Source organism: Prevotella merdae, assembly GCF_900290275.1.
Taxonomy (GTDB): Bacteria; Bacteroidota; Bacteroidia; order Bacteroidales; family Bacteroidaceae; genus Prevotella; species Prevotella merdae.
Genome location: NZ_LT985326.1, coordinates 299,233 through 316,802, shown reverse-complemented (window position 1 = coordinate 316,802; position 17,570 = coordinate 299,233). Strand labels below are relative to the sequence as shown.

Here is a 17,570-nt window from a genome sequence, read left to right as displayed (position 1 = left end):
TAATTTATTAAAGAAGATTATTATGCGACATAAGTTTTTATATTCTGTAGCTATCATCGCAGCTTGTTCTCTAACAGGTTGTGGTTCAGATAGTCCGTCTGGTGGCGAAGAGCCAGTTGTTCCACCAACTCCAAATCCAGAACCAGACGAACCTACAACACCAGATGATTTAGTGGGAACAATATACAATGGTATTAAGTTGCCGGCACAATGGCCAATATTGCGTTCTGCTACATCTGATATACGTAAGGGAATGTCGCCATTCTATCTGTCAACACGCCCCACAACTGTCAATATTGCAGTTGGTAGACAACTATTTGTCGACAATTTCCTTATTGAAACCACAACACTGAGTCGTAAGTTTCATTATCCAGAATATTATTCGGGTAATCCAATTCTCTCACCAGATAAGGATTGGGAGAAGACCGGTACTAAGGGCGCAGCATTTGCTGCCCCATTTAGTGACGGTGTATGGTATGATGAACAAGACCAGAAATATAAGATGTGGTATATGGCTGGTGGCGGAAGTTATTCTACCAACTCGGGAGGAATAACATGTTATGCAGAGTCAACTGACGGCATATCTTGGACTAAGCCATCGCTTTCAATTGTATCGGGCACAAATATTGTGGACAAAGGTCTTCAGCGTGATGCTTCTACGGTATGGATTGACAAGCAGGAGACAAATGCTTCAAAGCGTTATAAGATGTTCCAAGTGGCTGGTGGAGCTGGCAAATGGAAGTATATATACAAGACATCTGCCAACGGTATACAATGGCGCGACAATAATACTCCATCGCAATCTGTAACCGATCGTTCTACAGTTTATAAAAACCCATTCCGTGATGTTTGGACATGGAGTATGCGTCATAATGTACGTGTTAATGCAAGTGACCCGTATACTGTGCGTGCCCGTGACTACTATGAGAATAGCGACCCTGCTAATGGCAACCAAAATGCCAAGGCAGAACTAAGCAAATTCTGGTTTGGTCCATGGCCTAATGAACAGAAGCATCCTAAGTATAACAATAACGATGGTGCTCCAGGTATATATAATCTTGATGCTATCGCATACGAAAGTATTATGCTTGGTTTCTTTAGTGTTTGGCAGGGACCTGAGAATGATGTTTGCTCAAAAGACAACGTGATTAAGCGCAACCAAATTATGGTTGGTTACAGTCGTGATGGTTATAGTTGGCAGCGTGACGATATGAATCCGTTTATGGCTGTCAGTGACAATCGTTCAGACTGGAATAATGGCAACTTACAGTCTGTAGTTGGTGCTCCACTTATAGTTGGCGACAAACTTTATTTCTATTTAAGTGGTCGTCGTCTTGAGGGAACTAATGAGATAACATCAACAGGATTGGCCATTCTTCGTCGTGACGGATTTGCATCTATGTCAGGCACTGGTGAGCTAACAACCGTAGGCATTCGCTTTACAGGTGAGAACTTCTTTGTTAATGCTAAGGTTGATGGCGAGTTGCGTGTTGAGATACTTGATGCAAACGGCAATGTAGTTAGTGGTTTCTCAAAAGCTGATTGCAAGGTTGTTAAGGGTGACAACTGCAAGGCAAAGGTAGAATGGACAAGTGGCAAAACATTGTCGTCGCTAAAGGGACAGAAGATAAAGGTAAAATTCTATCTTACAGATGGTGACCTTTATGCTTTCTGGATATCTCCTGAGAGTACTGGAGAAAGTCAGGGCTATACAGCAGGTGGTGGTCCTGGTCTTAACAAGTTAGGCATAGATAAGAAATAACAAAAAATCATTAAACCAAAAATCAGACAAAACAATGAAAAAGATACTGTATTTTCTGACAATGGCATTGGCGTTTATTGCCGTGTCGTGCAGCGATGACGACGTTGTTTACAAGACAGCACCAAGAGCTGCTTTTACACTAAGTGAGGCACCAGAAGGTTATGAGATAGGTTCGCCTATTTCGTTCACAGATGCCTCTACACCAGAAGCAAACACTAATATTGTTTCTTGGTTGTGGAGCTTTGGTGATGAGGCTAATACCACATCAACCGAGCAGAACCCATCGTTCACATATACAAAAGAGGGTGTGTACACTGTATCTCTAACTGTAAAAGATAACAATAACCTTACAGCAACATCTTCACAGAGTATAACTGTACTTGATCCTACTGCTGCGATTTCTGTACAATGGGCATCAAATATTAATGGTAGTGTAACAGGTGGTTCGTCACCAGCAGTATCTGCTGATGGTAAGGCTGTCTATATGCTTACTGGTGGTAATGCTACAGATCCAGGTAGACTTACTGCCTACAATATCTCAACTGGCGGTACATCATGGGTACTTGATATTGATGCTGCTATGGTTAGCAATCATAATGGTGGTAGCTCTGCAGCAGGATGTAAAGATATCTATTCAAGTCCATCTGTAGGTGCTAATGGCAATGTTTATTTTATTGCACGTGACCTTAAAGATGCTGGTGCAAACCGTCGCCTCTTTGTCTTTGCTGCCACACCTAAGGGTAATGTAGCTTGGGCTTATGCAGGTACTGATGCTAACCTCTATTCTATTACTCCTGCTGTTGATGCTGATGGCAATGTGTATACGGCACAGCGTAAGGGTAAGATTTGGAAGTTAAACAACGGTACATGTACAGAATATGCTTCTGGTCTTGGTGACATCACTGGTGGCCTTACTGTTTCAAAGACCGGACACCTCTATGGTGCAGGTAAGGGTAATACAGGTTACTTCGGTTTTGATACAACAGCAGGTGCAGGCTTGTGGGTATATAATTCTGAATTCGGTGGTGCTTCTTCTGCATTTACTGGTGCTTTGCGTAGCAGCACACCTGCTATTGCAGCAGATGGAACTCTTTATGCTGTAGCTGATAAGGCAACTGGTGGTATGGTAATGGCTCTTAATGCAGATGGTACTCTTAGATGGAAGTATGATACAAACACAGCTATCGCTGATGGTGGTGTTGCTATAGCCAAGGATGGTACTGTATATGCTAACCTTGGTGTTGCTACAGAGGCTAATCCTTCAGGAGTTGTTGCCCTTAACCCAGATGGTTCGGTTAAGTGGACATACTCGGTAGAGGCAAGTGTTCAGACAACACCTATGATTGACAATCGTGGTTATATCCACTTCATTGATGCTAATGCTACATATTATATATTGAAGGCAGATGGCACATTGTTCTCGTCACTTAGCCTTGGTGAGTCGTGCAAGTCAACACCAGTTATGGATGCTGAGGGTAACACATTTGTTGTTGTTACAAAGGATGGCGCACTACAGATGCTTTGCGTGACAACACGTGCCGCATCTTATGCCACAGATGCAGCTTGGCCAATGCGTGGACAGAATCCACAGCGTACAGGATTGCAGAAGTAATATCTGCTTATCTGTATGAAATACCTCTAATTAAAGACAGACACTATGTCCTATTAAGGACGTGGTGTCTGCCTAATTCGCTAATAAATCTATTTCTTTTCTTTATATTCATCCCTATGAGAAAACTTATATTTTTATTGACGCATTGTTTTGTATTGTGCATACAGGCTCAATCGTATCAAAATTACTCTTCTGTCAACCCTGGATTGTTTATGTATAAAACACAGGATGTGCATATTACATCTCCAGTTAAATATGAGAATGGACGTAATATCATTAAACCTAGTCCACAAACCTATCCTTGGGAGAAAAACCTTGGCAATGGTATGCCTAATGTTATAGTTGACAATAAAGGAAATCTATCACTATATGTATCTTGTTTCTTAATTCCTTCACCAGTACCATGGTCTAAGGTTGGTGTTATGGCTTATACAAATAAGACTAACGACCCTGTACAATGGACACGTCCTAATGCAGGATTATATTGGTATAATGCCGATGACCCTGTTGTTGAAACTCGTTTATCTCCAACCTTCCAACCTGGATATCAAGTGACAAATGTTGTTGCTGTCGATATTGAAAGTCTTGGCATATATGAGGATACAGACCATGGTGTGACAAATCCATATAAACTGGTTTATTTGCCACAAAGAGAAAAGTTTAACCAACTTGTTGCTGGTTATGAAATGGGACGAAGTTTTACAACAGAAGGTATATTGAGTGGTTTCTCACAAATGAAACTCAATAGAAAGGAAAAACAAATAGAATATAATTTCGACTTTATAAATGGTGATACTCATATGGGCTATCTTAAATATAAAGGCGACTATTATTTATTTTCTAGGATCAATGCAAAAAGATCCACATTACGTTCTGGCGAAACACTACCATTTCCTCCACCAGCAGATCCTCGTGATAGATATAGACGTGAAACTGTAACAAAAATAGGAAAAACATTAACCTCAGGACATTATGATTTTGATATAGCACTTGATCGTTCTACTAATAAATGGGAACCGTATAGTTTGCAACCATTTCAGTTTCCAGACTTTAAGTCTGATATATGGTGGGGTATAGCAACAATGTTCGGTTCTACAGCTGTATCCGATGTGAATAGTAAGCAACGTGCAGAATTGGCAATATCTAATGACGGTATTCATTGGCAATGGTTGAAACCTGGTGTACCTTTTTTAGATAATGGTATAGATCCGCAGAGTGATGACTATGGATGTATAAATATGGGTAAACCTGTATTTGCTGGAAAGTATTCTGCTTCACCAAATGATCTGCTTTATTACTATGTTGCATCTAATCAACGCCATGTTGGAGGACGTATTGCTGGAGTCTCACTTGCAACAGGAAAGTATGGAAAATGGGCAGGCTTGGAAGCAAGTAATACTGAGAAACAGTTTATTTCGCCTGTTCTGCCGGAGCAACAGAGCTTAATGATAACCCGAATGTCTTTATATGAGGCTTTAAGACACAATGCAATATATCAACCTTCTATATTGGCAGATGTAACTGATGATCCTCGTGGGAAACGTTTATCTGAATTAAATAGTTATGTGACAACGATGCTTTACGCATACGAACAACTTGAAAACGGGCAAATAGAAGTAACTCCTTTAGGAGGTAGCATGGGAAGTGCAGTGAAAGGAAGCCATGTTGTATCTGATAATTATGAGTCTGTAAGTACTATAGATGGGCAAAACTATCATTCTAAGAATTTGATTTTCAACTTTATGAAAAGTCTAGCTAATCAGACACCAAAACGTGTTGTATCCCTAAAGGATGATTTACAGAATATTCCTGTAATTTGGGAGGCTAGAGTTAAAAATGCTGTCTTTTACGGTATGCAATATCGTAATGGTAGTGGGAATGCTAAGGATATCTTTGACACTTCCTCTATTAATGATTATAAAGGAAAACGATATTGGGTTTATAAACCTAAGTCTCCGTTAATTTCATGTTATACCGAAAGCTTTGACAATATAGAGAGAATTCCTAACCAATTTTCTCCAGCAACAGCAACTAAGGGAACTATAGCAATAAAAGCAATACCATCAGCTACTACAGCAAATTATCAGACTCTTATAAGACTTTATGGGGATGATGGTAACAATATAAGTATATACTATCTACCAAATGGAAGTCTACAATACAGAGTTATGATACATAATATGGAATTTGCATCTATGACAATATCTCCGCCACAAGGAAAATCATTTGCTGGTAAGAACTTGGTTATAACTGTAGAGGCTCTTAAAACCAATGAACGAAAATACGGAAAGAGTACTAATGAAGATGCAACAGTTTTCAGAGTGAGTTGTCCTGATATACAATTTGAAAAGACCGTACAACAGGATATCTTATGGCGCTGGAAACGTGATGTTCCAACTGATGCTGATAAGGCAAATGCAAGATGTTTTGCTTATGCCCAATTTGCAGCATTTGTATCTGATATTGTAAATGTTACAGTAGGAGCAGCCGATGATAATTGTAATCTACGATTTAATGGACAAATAAATCAAGTGGAGATAGCCGAACGGTTGCCTTCAACTGTGGGTAATGACTTTTGGGAATAATTTAATCGTATCTATTATGAAAACGTTATTAATTACACTTTTGACGTTCATGACAACAAGTCTTTGTCATGCACAGACATATTATTATATGTGGAGAGGACCTGGTGAATCGGGAAAGCCTGAATGGATTGCTAATTCTCGTTTAGGATATGATTTTACAGGTATACAGTTTACCACTGCAGATAGTTTTCGTGGAGCAATAAGTGGAAATGGACGTTGGGTAGTATGGGACCCACAAGATCCCGTTACTACACAACAGAATGTCGGCTTTATACTTAATAACCTTTCTCAGGTGGATCATTCATCTCTTGGAACACAAGGTACAATTGTTGCAAACAGATATGTTATGACAGATCTTTCAAGCTCAGGCAGCATAGACTCTTACTACGGCTATGGACGTAATGGTGATGTCATATTCTCTTGCCAAATGCAAAAATGGTTGCGATTGAATTCATATAGTGGAATAGCTATGTGGGGAAATGGTGGAGGCGAAAGTAATGATACTCCCGCTCTTCTAATAGCTAATAATTATATTGAGGCTAATACGCCATTTGTGCAAAAAAATGGAGCAATAACCCATATTAAAAATAACATAACAACGACACTTAATCTCAACTCGACAAACAATGCTGCGTGGTTTGGAACAACCACACAACATGGAATAGAGATTGGTACAAATGGAACATCAGCATTGTACATTGGACCAGGTCAAAATTCTTTCTTTGGGTTTGATAAAACAAGTTCCGATAATATAGATAATAAATTAAAAGGCACCTACAATGTATTTGTAAAGAAGGGTATTCTTTCTGCTGACTATGCGGTAGTACCAACTGGTACATGGGCAGATTTTGTTTTTGACAAAAATTATAATTTGCCTACAATACAAGAACTTGAGAATTATATAGATAATAATCATCATCTTCCTGATATACCATCTGCTGATGAAGTTGCTACTAAAGGATATTCACAGCATGAGATAAATAAAGCTTTGTTGCAGAAAATAGAAGAGTTGTCTTTATATATTATTCAGCAGCAAAAGGAAATAGATGATTTAAGGATAAAATTAAAAACTAAAATACAAAATAAATAAACAACAAAAAGTATGAAAAAATTAATTGTTTCAATTATTTCTTTATTTTCACTTACTGTCTCTGCTCAGCCAGGACGTCATATTGCAGCTTATACGCAGTTTGAGCAATGTAAGGGGGTTGAACGTGTATGGCATACACCTACTTATTATGATCAGAATCCAGTGTTGAAAGCTGATCATAAATGGGAACTTAATGCGACAGGTGACCCATACGCTGCTCCGTTTAGTGGAGGTGTATGGTATGATGAAACTGTTGGTAAGTTTAAGATGTGGTATTCGGCAGGTGGCGAAAAGACATATGGACTTATAACATGTTATGCAGAGTCTACAGATGGAAAGACATGGCATAAGCCTATGCTAGATGTTGTGCCTGGAACAAATATAGTTGATACTCTTGAGCATGACTGTGTTTCAGTGCTTCTCGATAAGGCAGAAAAAGATCCCCAAAAGAGGTATAAGATGTTTGCTGTGGTGTTTAATGGTAAGGCTACAGTTAGTATGCATTTACGTTATTCGGCAGATGGTATTCATTGGAGTGATACCAAGGCTTTGTCTGGTGAGCTTTTTGATCGCTGTGCTGCTTATTACGATCCGTTCCGTAAAAAGTATGTACTGTCTCTTAAGACAATTAATGGTAAGAAATACCGTCGTTCGCGCAGTTATCTAGCTGGTGAAGATCCTGAATTGACGGTGAGTCTTGCTCATCGTGTATACGATAACCATAGCGACAAATTTATTAAGTATTGGTTTAATGCAGAGGATGATGATCCTCGCAACCCACAATTCCCAGACATTCGCCCTCAGATATACAACCATGAAGCTATGGCATACGAGCGTAGCATGCTTGGTTATTTTACTGTTTGGCAGGGTCCTGAAAACAATGCGTGTGATAGTTTAAAGATACAGAAACGTAATGAGGTGCTTATTGGATGGGCAAACGATGGCTTCCATTGGGATAGAGAGTTTAAACGTCCTTTTATGGGAGTAAGCTCTGACTTTAATGCATGGAATGCGGGTAATGTACAGTCAGTAGCCGGCTGCCCAATTATTGTAGGTGATTCTTTATATTTCTATTGCTCTGGTAGATATAACAGCAAGCCAGTACATGACTCAAACTTTGCTACTGGTCTTGCCATCTTGCGCCGTGATGGTTTTGTTTCAATGCACACTGGCAACAAGGAAGGTTACTTTGTAGGTGACAATATATCTGTAGATGGCAACTATTTCTTTGTAAATGCTGATGTTAATGGTAAGGGAGCACAGCTTAGAGTAGAACTTCTTGATGCTAATGGAAATCCAATTCCTGGTTTCACCAAGCGCGATTGTATTGTTATGAGTGGTGTTAATAAAACTAAGATGCAAGTTGCTTGGAAAGGTAAAAAAGATCTTTCTGAGCTGAAAGGCCGTACCATACGTGCAAAGTTCTATCTTACACGTGGTGACTTGTATGCTTTCTGGGTTTCACCTTGGACATCAGGAGAAAGCCTTGGATATACAGCAGGTGGTGGTCCTGGTCTTAATGCAAGTGGCATAGATACAAAGTAGTAAATATCGGTCATAGGGTATGGCATTCCTACCATACCCACTAAATTGACTGAATAATTATGGCAGAGTGGGTATGGCAGGGATGCCATACCCTCCTACAGATTGCCGCTCATATATAATGATAAATATGAACATTTACTATTTATATCTCACAAACCCATTCGTAAACAGGTTTGATAGTTATAGGAACTCCTTCGTATTCTGTCTCTTCGTATTCGTGATCGGTTAAGAGCAGAAGGTTTTCGCACTTAGTTTGACGGTATGCCATAAGCAAACCGTTTATTTCTCGTTTGCGAGTCTTAGGGTTTGATATGTCGTATGAAACTTGAATGCATTGTACAACTTTATTGTTGTTACATACTACAAAATCACATTCTGCCGTGCGGTCTTTTAAATAGTATACATCCAAGCCTTTGTAATGGCAACGACGAATCAGATGGTTTAGTACTATTGTTTCAAGTCGCCAACCAAGATTCTCTCCAGCAAAAGCATTTTCACGTTGATTCATCAATGCTACATCAACAGCATATACCTTTTCTTGTGTTACACGTATTTTGCTTTTTGCAGAATATTTTTTTATACCTACAAGTATAAAGGCTTGTTTCAGATATTCTATATAATTGCGAGCGGTGTGTGATGATTTAAATCCAAAGATTTCTGCAAGTTCACCGGCATTAATAATAGCTGGAGATATATTAAGAAGGTGGTTTGCCATATTCTCAAAGCCAGCCGAAAAAGCAATATTGTATCGTTGCTCAATGTCTCGCTTAAGAATATTGTTGACAAGATTGGCTACATATTGTTTTTGGTTCTTTATAAGCATAAGCTCAGGGAAGCCTCCTTGTTGCATATACTCATCAAAAGCACCTCTGCGTATTGCAATGTCTTTAGTGGTAAACGACTTTGTGTCTATAGACTTCATTGTGCAATACTCAGCGAAAGAAAATGGATATAGTGCAATTTCGCTGCTTCTTCCAGTTAGGTGTGTTGACAAATCATTGCTAAGGAGCTTGGCATTGCTTCCCGTCAATACTATATGTATCTTGGTTCTAAGCAATCTATTTACAAACAATGGCCAACCTTCAATGTTCTGTATTTCGTCGAGAAACAGATATTTAAAGTCACCATATATTTTATACAGAACTTCTAATATATCGTTTAGTTGGCTTGTTTGAAGTCCTGCAAGACGCTCGTCGTCAAAATCTACATAGGCAAATTTAACTCCAGCATGAAACAGAGTTTGAAAACATAAGGTAGACTTGCCGCATCTGCGCACGCCTATTACAACTTGAGCTTGAGGGCTGCTCAAGTCTACAAGTTGTTCTTCTTGTCTGTAGCAAAGAGTTTCTTCTTTTCTACTTTCTATTTCGCTTCTTTGGTCACTTAATATTGTTTCCAAAGTTCTTTTGTCTATTATAGCCTGTTTCATAATGCAAAAATACATATAATTATGCTTGTAATGCCTTATTTTACATAATTTATATGTTCTCTAATGCACTATTTTACATATTTCGAGCGTTCTCAATGCCTTATTTTACATATTTTGAGCATTTTCAATGCCTTATTTTACATATTTCGAGCATTTCCAATGCCTTTAAAAAGGAGGTACGGTCTCCGAACCGTACCACGCAAGTTAATATACAGTATTGTAAATCAAGCTGTTTGCGTGGTACGGTTCGGAGACCGTACCTCCTATTGGTTGTTTTAATCTCTTCTGAATATATCTCTTGTATATACCTTGTCCTCAACATCGTTGAGGCAGTTGTCAAAGCGGTTGGCAATGATAGCTTTGCTAAGACGCTTAAATTCGTCAAGGTTGTTAATCACACGACTGCCAAAGAATGTAGTGCCATCCTGAAGCGTAGGCTCGTAGATGATAACCTCGGCACCTTTAGCTTTTACACGTTTCATAATGCCTTGAATAGCAGACTGGCGGAAGTTATCTGAGTTGCTCTTCATTGTCAAACGGTAAACACCTATTACCGGAGGACAGGCTGCGGTGTCGGCATTACTGTATTCATTGTTCTCTGAATAGCCATACCATCCGGCTTTGCGCAATACAGCATCGGCTATATAATCCTTGCGTGTCTTGTTCGACTCCACTATAGCTGTCATCATATTCTGCGGAACATCGGCATAATTGGCAAGCAATTGCTTGGTGTCTTTAGGCAGACAATAGCCTCCATATCCAAATGAAGGGTTGTTGTAATGGGTGCCAATACGTGGATCAAGACCAACACCTTCGATAATAGCCTGGCTGTCGAGACCCTTAACCTCGGCATATGTATCAAGCTCGTTGAAGTAGCTTACACGAAGAGCCAGATAGGTATTGGCAAACAGCTTTACTGCCTCAGCCTCCTTCATGCCCATAAATATAACGGGTATGTTCTTGTTGAGTGAAGAGTGAAGAGTGAAAAGTGAAGAATCCATTTGCTTTGTGTCGCCATGATGACCTATTGCTCCTTCTAACAATAAATCGGCAAAGGTATGGGCTGCTTCTTCAAGCATCTCAATATCGGCAATTGACTCTATTGCCTTGTTGCCCTCGTGCATTTCGGGATGGTCTATAAGCTTAGGATAACCAACGATGATGCGACTTGGATAAAGGTTGTCGTACAAAGCCTTGCTCTCACGCAGAAACTCAGGAGAGAACAGAAGGTTGAACTTTTTTACGCCACGTTGTGCGTACTTAAGGTATAGGCTGCGGGTGTAGCCTACGGGAATGGTAGACTTGATAACCATTACAGCATTGGGATTAACCTCAAGCACAAGGTCGATAACCTCCTCAACATGACTGGTGTCAAAATAGTTCTTTACTGGGTCATAATTGGTAGGTGCCGCAATAACCACAAAGTCGGCATCGGCATAAGCAGCTTTTCCGTCAAGTGTTGCTGTAAGATTGAGTTGTTTCTCGGCGAGATACTTCTCTATATATTCGTCTTGTATAGGCGAGATACGCTTGTTAAGTTTCTCTACCTTTTCGGGTATTACGTCCACAGCCGTAACCTTATGGTGCTGCGAGAGAAGAATGGCAATGCTAAGTCCTACGTAACCCGTTCCAGCTACGGCAACCTTAATATCTTTAAATTCACGCATAATGCAGTAGGTTTTATTTATAAGTATTGTTTTAAAGTAAGTTACGTCAGTTCGAGTCCCATTGACTCGACAAACGATCTTACCTCCTTTTGTTTCATAAGTTCGTCGAACACTTCTTTCTTAGTAAGTTTTCGGCTTATCTCCTCAGCCTCGGCAAGTCGAAGTGTAAGGTTGACGCTACCATTATGCAGAGCTTTGGCAAGCGTAACGCGGATGCGTCCCTTTATCTCGTTAATCTGGTCGAGCAGAATCTGATTATCAACCACAATCTCTATTTCGGGAAAATTGGAAATATGTGGTTTAACGTTCTTCATTCGCGAGGCAAGCGCAATCATCTTTTGTGGCATGCGGTTGCACATAGACAGCCATTGCAGCTCGAGAAGCTCTTGTGTAAACTCCTCGTTCTCCTCCTTATTGGTTATTTCAGCTTCTTGCTTTACGGCAGCCTCTTGCTTGCGCTTAAGACTTTGGAAGGTAATGCCCAGTCCAGACAGCTTGATAGCCTTAGGTTTAGGCTTGTTGTCGGTTTGTGCAGACGCAAGAGAAGCGGCAGACGTAATGGTATTGGCAGCCGCAGTCATAGCCTGGCTAAGAGCCTCGGTATCATTAGACACGACAGACATGGCTGCGGTACCAGTCTTATTAGTGCCGTAGCCAAGATTCTTGCCCGGGGTAGCCACCTGCTGAGCTGCCGTATTCCGGGCTGTAGTAAGATGTATGAACAGGGATTTCAGACGTTTAGGGCTGCGCCCCGCACCATCGGCTGTATCTTCTGGTTGAGTAATTTGTGCTACCTGAATAAGAGTAAGCTCTACCAGCAGACGCTTATTGCTGCTCTGTCGGTAATTGAGGTCGCACTGGTTCATAATCTTTAATGCTGTATAAAGGAATCGGGTAGGGCAGCGTTGTGCTTGCTCGGCATATTTGTCGCGTTGTTGCTTGCTAACCTCGAGCAATGTAAGTGTAGACGCGTCCTTGGCCATAAGTACATTGCGCACATGCGAGGCCAATCCGTTGATAAGGTTGCCTCCGTCGAATCCTTTTTCTATAATAGAGTTGAGCAGCAACATGATGTCGCTCACCTTATTCTCCATAGCCAGATCGATGATGCGGAAATAGTTGTCGGCATCCAGCTCGTTAAGGTCCTCGATAACCTTCTGATAAGTAATATTGCCTTGGCAGAAACTTGCAGCCTGATCAAATATGGACAGAGCGTCGCGCATTCCACCATCAGCCTTTTCGGCAATAATGCCAAGTGCTTCCTCCTCGTATTTAATACCCTCCTTATCGGCCACGTGCTTTAGGTGAGCAATTGTGTTCTCCACCGTCATACGCTCAAAGTCGTATATTTGGCATCGGGATAGAATGGTTGGCAATATCTTATGCTTCTCGGTTGTGGCGAGAATAAAGATGACGTGAGCAGGTGGTTCTTCGAGTGTTTTCAGAAATGCGTTGAATGCAGCAGTAGAAAGCATGTGCACCTCGTCGATGATGAACACCTTATAACGTCCTACTTGTGGCGGGATGCGAGTTTGCTCCATTATCTGCTTGATATTTTCAACAGAGTTGTTGCTTGCTGCATCAAGTTCGAAGATATTGTACGACCTTTGTTCGCTAAAAGCGCGGCAACTCTCGCATTGTCCGCATGCCTCACCGTCGGCTGTTGGATTAAGACAGTTGATAGCTTTGGCAAAGATGCGCGCACATGTAGTCTTACCTACACCGCGAGGTCCGCAGAACAGGTAGGCATGAGCCAATTTGCCGCTCTTTACGGCATTACGCAATGTTGTAGTAAGTGCATTCTGTCCCACTACCGAATCGAATGACATCGGGCGGTACTTGCGTGCTGAAACTATGTATTCTTCCATATTGCTAAATGTGAGCTGTAGTTAGATGCAACCCCTCGCCAATGGGGCTGAGGTTCGTTGCAACTGCAAACTTACTATAAAATTTTCTATTTTCGTGTATGAATACGAAAAATTATGAGTAAGTTTGCAGTCAAAATAAATAATAATGGGTCGTCTCAAACTTTTTATGGCTCTTGTAAGCCACTACAAATACGCAATCACCATTGTCGTAGGCATACTTCTTGTGGGGTTTGTCGACGAGAATAGCTTCATGCATCGTGTTCAATTGGAGATGCGCATAAGCGATTTGACCGAAGAGATAGAACGCTACAATGCACAGAATGAAGCAGACCTAAAACAACTAAAAGAATTGCGCCGTGGTCCAGAGGCATATAAGCAGATAGCTCGAGAACGTTATATGATGAAGACTGATGATGAGGACATATACGTGTTGAGTGACGACGAAAAACCAGTAACAAATAATAATGAAACAACTGAGTAAAATCCAAAGCATCTTGTTCCTGATAGGAGGCGTGCTTATGGTAATAGGAGCAGGCTGCTATGCCTTTTTGTTAGGGCAAAAGGTGGTTTGCTGGGTATATCTTGTAGGTGCTTTGCTGTTTGCCTGGATGCAGGTGAACCAAGCATACGAGGGTGCAAATACTACCATAAAGCGCCTAAAGCGCATTATGACAACTGCCGACATCTTCTTTGTATTGTCGGGTTTGTTGATGGTGGATAGTGCCTATCAGTTTATGCGCTATTCGTTTGCCGATGTAAGCACATACTTTAATCTGATATACAACAAATGGGTGCTGATGCTGCTTGTGGCTGCTATTTTGGAGATGTATACAATGCACCGCATGAGCTCGGAGCTGAAGAAGGAAGTTGAGAGTTGAGAGTTAGGAGTTGAGAGTTAGGAGTTAGGAATTGGAAATTGGGAGTTTGTAATTACGAAATTTTCCTAAATAAGAATAATCATAACTTAAAACTCATAAAAAATCATCCGTTATTCAACAATACATATTAACTTTGCCTTTATACAAGAACGCGAATTAAAGAATCTATGAACAAAATTATATACGCTTTTCTAACTATTCTGGTGTTTGCATCGTGCGCAAGCCAGTACAATATCCAAGGTTCGTCAAATATATCGACACTTGACGGCCGAAAACTGTATCTGAAAATCTTAAAGGACAATGACTTTAAGAATATTGACTCGTGCGATGTGGTTCACGGACAGTTCCAGTTTAATGGGACTTTCGACACCGTACGTATGGCAAACATATTCATGGAAGACGAGAGCGTAATGCCTCTTGTTATAGAGCAAGGCGATATAACAATAAAGATAGACAATACTCAGCAGACTGTCAGTGGCACTCCATTGAACGATGAGCTGTTCAAATTCTTTAATAAGTACAACCAGATTAAGAACCAAGAGGCAGAGTTGGTGCACACACACGACCGTGCCATAATGAATGGTCAGGACATGAATGCGGTTACGCGCCACCTTAATGCTGAGGCACAACGCCTGACAGAGCTTGAGGATAAGCTTGTGACAACTTTTGTAACCGACAACTTCGACAATGTACTTGGTCCGGGCGTATTCTTTATGGTGACAATAGGCAATCCATATCCTGAGCTTACACCGTGGATAGAGGACATCATGAGCAAGGCTACAGACAAGTTTAAGAACGACGCTTATGTGAAGGATTACTATAAGAAGGCACAGGAAAATCAGGCCATAATGAACGGTATGAAGTCTCCGAATATGCCTCTACCACAAACAGGAGCACCTGGCATGGGACAGCCAATGCCACAGCAGGCACCTGACGGTCCGACACCAAACGAAATGGCAAAACCAGCAGAATAGCATAATATGAAAACACTGATATTTGGAGGAAAAGTTGTAAATGAAGGTGTGGTACGCACTGCATCTGTTGTAGTGGACAACGACCTCATTACAGATATTATAGAAGGCACAGAAGCTCCCCGTGGCAACTACGATCAGATCGTAGATGCTACGGGGTGTTTTGTATTGCCTGGAGTAATTGACGACCATGTTCACTTTCGTGATCCGGGTTTGACACAGAAGGCTGACATGCAAACAGAAAGCCGTGCGGCAGCATATGGCGGTGTTACATCCTACTTTGATATGCCTAACACCAATCCGCAGACTACGACAAAGGAGGCTCTTGAGGCAAAGCTTGATGACGCTTCACGCAAGTCGCATGTCAACTATGCCTTCTTTATTGGCGCCACAAACGATAATACCGAAACCGTTTGCAGCGTAGACCCGCACCGTGTACCTGGTATTAAGCTCTTCATGGGCTCAAGTACAGGCAACATGTTGGTAGACAAACGCGACGTTCTACAACAACTCTTTAGCAAGGCAGAGTTGCCTATTATGGCACATTGCGAGGATACCGACATCATAAACAACAATATGGCAGAAGCCAAACGCTTATATGGCGACGACCCGTCTGTGGAGCATCATCCCGAGATAAGGTCGGAGGAGGCTTGTTGGCAGTCGACTAAGCTTGCAGTGGAACTTGCGTCAGAGACAGGTGCACGTCTGCATGTGGCACATCTCACAACGGAGCGCGAGTTACAATTATTCGGAAATAATCCACGTATAACAGCTGAGGCGGTGATAGCTCATCTCTTCTTCTGCGATGCCGACTATGCTACACTTGGCACACGCATTAAGTGCAACCCCGCTATAAAAACAAAAGCCGACCGCGATGCCTTGCGTCAAGCCCTTACAAACGGAAAGATAACAACTATTGGTACCGATCATGCTCCACACTTGTTAAGCGATAAACAAGGAGGATGCGCACGTGCGGCGTCGGGAATGCCTATGGTTCAGTTCTCGCTTGTGGCTATGCTCGAGCTTGTAGACAAGGGGGTACTGAGCATAGAGCGCCTTGTAGAGCTGATGTGCCATAATCCAGCACGACTGTTTGAGGTATCAAAACGCGGATTCTTGCGTAAGGGATATAAGGCAGACATAGTACTTGTGAAGGATGAGTCATGGACTGTTACACCAGAATGCATACAAAGCAAGTGCGGATGGAGTCCGATGGAGGGTCATACCTTTAATTGGCAGGTGCGCACTACAATATGCAACGGACACATTATATATAATAATGGGGTCTTCGACAGCAATAGTCGTGGCGAAGAACTCCAGTTCAGAGAGCCTAACGCATAATGCCAAAATACATCGACTACAACATCTCGCAACTGCGGCCCTATATCAACTGGCTCTACTTCTACTTTGCGTGGGGACTATCTGGTAAACCGCAGGAGGAAAAAGATAAGTTGAGGACAGAGGCAGAGGCGATGCTTGACCTATTTGAGTCGCGCTACAAGACTCATGCAGCCTTTGAGCTGTTTGAGGCAAACGGCGATATGGACGATATAATAATAGGTGGCACACGTCTGCCTATGCTCAGGCAGCAACGCAAGGCCGATGATGGCGAGCCAAACATGTGCCTTGCCGATTTTGTAAGACCAGTGTCGCAAGGCATTGCCGACCATATTGGTGTGTTTGCAACGTCAATAGATTCGGCTGTAGAGCACGACTTTGTAAGCGATGACTTTAAGCGTATGCTCTCGCAGACACTTGCCGACCGACTTGCCGAAGCTACTGCCGAGGTGCTGCACTTACAAGTAAGACGCACGTTTTGGGGATATGCCCCCGACGAGCAATTATCTATAGAGCAGCTTCTGCATGAGAATTTTCAGGGAATAAGACCTGCTGTGGGCTATCCGTCAATGCCCGATACCAGTGTCAACTTCATTATTGACTGTCTGATAGATATGAAGAGCATTGGCATTCGACTTACAGAGAGTGGGGCTATGAAGCCGCATGCATCTGTATCAGGACTGATGTTTGCACACCCAAAAGCACGCTACTTCGACATAGGGAAGATAGATGAGGAACAACTGCGCGACTATGCACAAAGACGCCATACGCCGGTGGAATTGATGCGCAGGTTTCTTGCTGTCCGACTGCAATAGCAAAAAAGAA

13 protein-coding genes are annotated in these 17,570 nt (G+C 41.7%); 10 read left to right on the top strand and 3 right to left on the bottom strand.

What is annotated here, in order from left to right:
• Nucleotides 1-22: 22 nt before the first annotated feature.
• The 5 genes from C9991_RS15275 (at nucleotide 23) to C9991_RS15255 (ending at nucleotide 8,594) form a co-directional block, all read left to right on the top strand.
• Nucleotides 23-1,762 (top strand): hypothetical protein, encoded by a 1,740-nt coding sequence (locus C9991_RS15275; RefSeq protein WP_232823366.1) that lies wholly within the window; start codon nucleotides 23-25, stop codon nucleotides 1,760-1,762.
• 34 nt (nucleotides 1,763-1,796) lie between these two features.
• Nucleotides 1,797-3,374: a PKD domain-containing protein gene (locus C9991_RS15270; protein WP_106813334.1), complete on the top strand. Its 1,578-nt coding sequence runs from the start codon at nucleotides 1,797-1,799 to the stop codon at nucleotides 3,372-3,374.
• Between the two features lie 116 nt (nucleotides 3,375-3,490).
• Nucleotides 3,491-5,959: a hypothetical protein gene (locus C9991_RS15265; protein WP_106813333.1), complete on the top strand. Its 2,469-nt coding sequence runs from the start codon at nucleotides 3,491-3,493 to the stop codon at nucleotides 5,957-5,959.
• A gap of 16 nt (nucleotides 5,960-5,975) precedes the next feature.
• On the top strand, nucleotides 5,976-7,049 hold the full coding sequence (locus tag C9991_RS15260) for a hypothetical protein (protein ID WP_157949507.1): 1,074 nt from the start codon (nucleotides 5,976-5,978) through the stop codon (nucleotides 7,047-7,049).
• A gap of 12 nt (nucleotides 7,050-7,061) precedes the next feature.
• Nucleotides 7,062-8,594, top strand: coding sequence for a hypothetical protein (locus C9991_RS15255; RefSeq protein ID WP_106813331.1), 1,533 nt, complete (start codon nucleotides 7,062-7,064; stop codon nucleotides 8,592-8,594).
• A gap of 142 nt (nucleotides 8,595-8,736) precedes the next feature.
• Here C9991_RS15255 and C9991_RS15250 read toward each other — a convergent pair whose 3' ends face one another.
• The 3 genes from C9991_RS15250 to C9991_RS15240 form a co-directional block, all read right to left on the bottom strand.
• Nucleotides 8,737-10,023: an ATP-binding protein gene (locus C9991_RS15250; RefSeq protein WP_232823365.1), complete on the bottom strand. Its 1,287-nt coding sequence runs from the start codon at nucleotides 10,021-10,023 to the stop codon at nucleotides 8,737-8,739.
• 275 nt (nucleotides 10,024-10,298) lie between these two features.
• Nucleotides 10,299-11,690 (bottom strand): UDP binding domain-containing protein, encoded by a 1,392-nt coding sequence (locus tag C9991_RS15245; RefSeq protein ID WP_106813330.1) that lies wholly within the window; start codon nucleotides 11,688-11,690, stop codon nucleotides 10,299-10,301.
• 41 nt (nucleotides 11,691-11,731) lie between these two features.
• Nucleotides 11,732-13,558 (bottom strand): DNA polymerase III subunit gamma/tau, encoded by a 1,827-nt coding sequence (locus C9991_RS15240; RefSeq protein ID WP_106813329.1) that lies wholly within the window; start codon nucleotides 13,556-13,558, stop codon nucleotides 11,732-11,734.
• Nucleotides 13,559-13,703: 145 nt separating this feature from the next.
• On the opposite strand from C9991_RS15240, the gene C9991_RS15235 reads away from it, so the two are divergent.
• From C9991_RS15235 to C9991_RS15215, 5 genes are all read left to right on the top strand, one after another.
• A complete protein-coding gene (locus C9991_RS15235) occupies nucleotides 13,704-14,039 on the top strand; it encodes an FtsB family cell division protein (RefSeq protein ID WP_106813328.1) in 336 nt (111 codons plus the stop codon).
• The gene (locus C9991_RS15230; protein WP_106813327.1) at nucleotides 14,023-14,436 is read left to right on the top strand and encodes a hypothetical protein; all 414 of its coding nucleotides are present in this window, start codon (nucleotides 14,023-14,025) and stop codon (nucleotides 14,434-14,436) included. The genes C9991_RS15235 and C9991_RS15230 overlap by 17 nt, the downstream gene beginning before the upstream one ends.
• 167 nt (nucleotides 14,437-14,603) lie before the next feature.
• Nucleotides 14,604-15,410, top strand: coding sequence for a DUF4369 domain-containing protein (locus C9991_RS15225; RefSeq protein WP_106813326.1), 807 nt, complete (start codon nucleotides 14,604-14,606; stop codon nucleotides 15,408-15,410).
• Between the two features lie 6 nt (nucleotides 15,411-15,416).
• On the top strand, nucleotides 15,417-16,748 hold the full coding sequence (locus C9991_RS15220) for a dihydroorotase (protein WP_106813325.1): 1,332 nt from the start codon (nucleotides 15,417-15,419) through the stop codon (nucleotides 16,746-16,748).
• A complete protein-coding gene (locus C9991_RS15215; RefSeq protein WP_106813324.1) occupies nucleotides 16,748-17,560 on the top strand; it encodes a vitamin B12 dependent-methionine synthase activation domain-containing protein in 813 nt (270 codons plus the stop codon). The genes C9991_RS15220 and C9991_RS15215 overlap by 1 nt, the downstream gene beginning before the upstream one ends.
• Nucleotides 17,561-17,570: the final 10 nt, after the last annotated feature.